The 3,612-nt window shown below is 39.0% G+C and carries 2 protein-coding genes and 1 tRNA gene; all 3 read right to left on the bottom strand.

The window, feature by feature from the left end:
* Nucleotides 1-1,736: 1,736 nt before the first annotated feature.
* Nucleotides 1,737-1,808, bottom strand: a tRNA-Arg gene (locus AC1DPQ_RS21320).
* Nucleotides 1,809-2,316: 508 nt separating this feature from the next.
* Complete coding sequence (locus AC1DPQ_RS21315; RefSeq protein ID WP_477610804.1) at nucleotides 2,317-2,541, bottom strand: hypothetical protein; 225 nt, start codon at nucleotides 2,539-2,541, stop codon at nucleotides 2,317-2,319.
* A gap of 379 nt (nucleotides 2,542-2,920) precedes the next feature.
* Nucleotides 2,921-3,612, bottom strand: a 692-nt coding sequence (locus AC1DPQ_RS21310; protein ID WP_477610803.1) for a sensor histidine kinase, incomplete at its 5' end; no start/stop codon positions are given.

Below are 3,612 nucleotides of genomic sequence, written 5' to 3'. Positions count from 1 at the left end.
CTCCTGTATAGCCGGCCTCTTTTGCCTCCATTATAGCTTACATAATTTTAAAATCTATCATTGGCAGTTCCACCCTAAAAGAAATCTATAACGTAGTTTATCGAATAGAACCCCATAAATGCGTCCTCTTCCTTAGTAAAAGCTTCATAGTCCTACCTCAGAGCACTAGTTTAGTATCCGCACCAACTGATTGCAATAGCACTTAACAGCTGCTTTGCTGAAATTAGACTACCCTTTCACAGGAATACCTTTTGGCGGATTTCGGGATTATCCGAGCGTATCGAAATTGTAGTGGGCATATTGATCCGCAAATTATTATGTGCCAGACTCCGCATAACTGGACGTGCAATCTTATCCATTCCTTCAGCCAGAATTTTCGATCTCCCAATCCATTGGTCGCCTCATTAGATGTCTTTTCCTCATGTTTCCTTTTTGTTTGAGCGGTTGAGCTTTCGCAAAATGCGGGAAGCAGTGCCRAACAGGTCATCCATTGTACTAATTTAATCTTCATCATTGATGTTCTACAGTTTACCCTCCTCCCTAAGGCCTTTGAGTGCAGTTCTGATAATAGGCTTTTGACCTTAGCAGTCCTATCGAGTAGGACCTGAGGCCTCAGGTTAAAAATCAAAGGTACTCAAGCCTTAAGATTTAGAAGGGGTGATAATTATTTAAAAAGGGATGACTATTTAGTCTTTCTTGTTGTGTCAGAATATTAAAGTTTATGGGACGGAAATTGATGATTAGATGTTGAGATTAGAATATATCAGCGCAAGAAAACATTTTCGTGAAATTATATGCTTTTTTAATTTCTGTGTCAAACAAGTAGGCAATAGTTTCTTTTACTTTTCTTCCAGGGCCTGTCGCAGGTTTCTACAAGAGCAAACGAAATATCGGTATCATAGTGGCAAAATAAATAGCTTTTAATATATCTAGCGGCCCCACATAACTAATCAATATTAACGTTTCGCATAACGGCAAAATCGAGTTCAGGACTTCAGACTCAGTTGGATGTATAGATAGATATCTTCCATTGAACACTTTAAATTTATCTCTTATATAGGGGCTACCCAAATAGCTTTTTACAGATGCTTACTTGGTCTTGATTTGATATTTATTTTGTGCAGATTCCGGCTATTTTCGTATCTTTACAGCAAAGAATTTGCATTAAAAAAATAGAGGTGAGCATTAGGTGCCTTAAAGCAAGGAATACAGCATAAAATACTGATTTACAGATATTTAAATCGAAAGGTTCGACTCCCTTCGGCTCCACTTAACGATTAAAGCGCTGACTATCAGCGCTTTAATTTTAAATAAAGGATTTGAACCTTCTTTCAATCCTTAATCGCAACAAATACGTTATCAATCGTTTAAATTATTTAAAATACTTTTGGGACAGTTTTCTGTGTAAAAATTCTATTTTCAATGGCGTTTTGTTTACACCATTTTTACACTAGAGTTATTACTGTTTATACTATGCAAATCAGCTTAAAGCTAATCCATTATACCCATAAGAAATATTCTGGTGGGGTCACATCCAATTACCCTTCAATATATCCACAAGCGTAAAGTCAAAAAGAATTCTTGACAAGTTGCCTACCTGAAAATTAGGACGCTAGAAGAAACAGGGTAAAAGACAGTGTGGGCATTTCGGCAAAAAAGTTTGAGTAAAACTGTAAGCATTCAAACACAAAACCCTTGCAAGCAACTAACTAACAAGGGTTTATATTTTTACTTAGTGGTCCCGACGAGAATCGAACTCATATCTAAAGTTTAGGAAACTTCTATTCTATCCGTTGAACTACGGGACCAATATCAATATTATTTATTGCCATAAGGCAATCTGGCAATTAATTATCAAAATAATCAGCATTAAATGTGCCTAACATTATTTTAATGGCGCAAATATAATAAAACTTCTTACCTAAAGCGGGCAAATTTAAAAATGTTTTAAGACCAAATTTCTTACTGATTTTTTAGTATCCCACCTTCATTGATTGATCTCAATTCATCAAATTTTAAATAACACGGTTAAGCAATTGCTATTAACATAGTTGACATGTAGCTACAATGCAACCTGATGAAATATAAAAGGATAGGCTTTTTATTTTAAAACGAGGACATTTGTAGTCTAATACTTTTTATTAGGTTGAAAAGGTCCAAAGATTAGCCACCCAAAAGACAAAACATTATCTTTCAATGCAAGGGACAGCCAAAAAGGAACACAAAACACTGTCAATCTATCCCATCATCCCTAAGCCACTGCATTCCCTACCTCCAAAAAAACCTACAGGACATATCCCTACATCCTGCAGTGTCTTAGCTGAGCGCGCCGTCAATACCTTGATGAGACGGAATAATTTCAATATCATTTAAAAAGCCCACAAAATCCTGTAACACATTCGTAATGTGCGCAAGCTCATGCTCCAAAAAGCCCATGGCCACCGGATCCTGATGCAGACTGAATATATCCTTAATGTTGTTTTCGTGCTCAATGAGCAAATCATTGAGCTTTTCGATCTGATCGCCTGTGGTAAGCGGCAACAAAGGCCCTTCAACGCCCTGACTCGCCGCATAGGCACCCAGCCCCCCGTATTCCAGACCTGCCTGGAACTGAGCAGAAAAAGCAGAGAGTCAAAACACTGGAGCAGTGCACTATGGCGGATATAATAGGCCATACCCACGCTACCTCTCTCAGAAGGAGAGTTCTTCCAGAAAAAATCAAATTCATCACGCAAATGACGTGCCTTACAAACGTTGCGGAATAACGCAGCAAACAGGTTTTCCACCCTGACCAATTCTGTTTTCATCATTCCAAATCGCCTCTAACAGAACTAATTTGACCAATGATATCCAAAAAAGGATATTTTAAGGACGAAAAGAGCTATTTTCTACATGAAAAGGCGATTTTTCGGGATGGACTTTAATTTAGATTAGTAATCAAAAGTTCCTTTCGTTCGTCCTGACGTAAGATCCTATTTACAGGAACAGCAATCTTTGTAACGAAAAGCTCTCCTTCCCTTGCAAAATAAAACGCTATATCGCCGCCATAAGCGAAACGGAGGCGCTGGCGGATATTTTTCAGTCCGGCATTTGTGCTGGCCGCACCAGCGCTAAGGTTTACCGCATTTGAAGTTTCGATAACCAGCTTACCATCTTCCACAATGGCAGTAATGCGAATTTCGTGGAGGGCATGGCCAACATCACCGTGCTTGAATATATTTTCGACCAGTGTCAGCAGCACCAGCGGGATAAAACGCAGTTCCATTGCCTGATCAGAAAAATAGCTCATTACCTTAAGCTCCATGTTTTTTCTGAGCTGGTAAAGATAGATCAGTTTTTCTACCTGCTCAATCTCCTCACCAAGCGATACCGTATCATCAAGATCACCCGAATCCACTGCATAACGCATCATCTCAGAAAGGGTCATCACCGCCTGAGAAGCCTCCTGGGAGAGCTCTGCGATACTATGATAGATAAAATCCAGCGTATTGAAAAGAAAATGCGGATTGATCTGTGCCTTTAAAAAATCGTTCTGTGCCTTTGAAAGTGCCCGCTTTATCCGTTCCTCCTCGATCACCTTTTCCAGCCGCTGTTTTTCCATCTCTTCAGTCT

The sequence above is a fragment of the Pedobacter sp. 01T416_2 genome (assembly GCF_056398925.1).
Note: the sequence above shows the minus strand (reverse complement) of the source record. Positions and strands in the feature narration are given on the sequence as shown.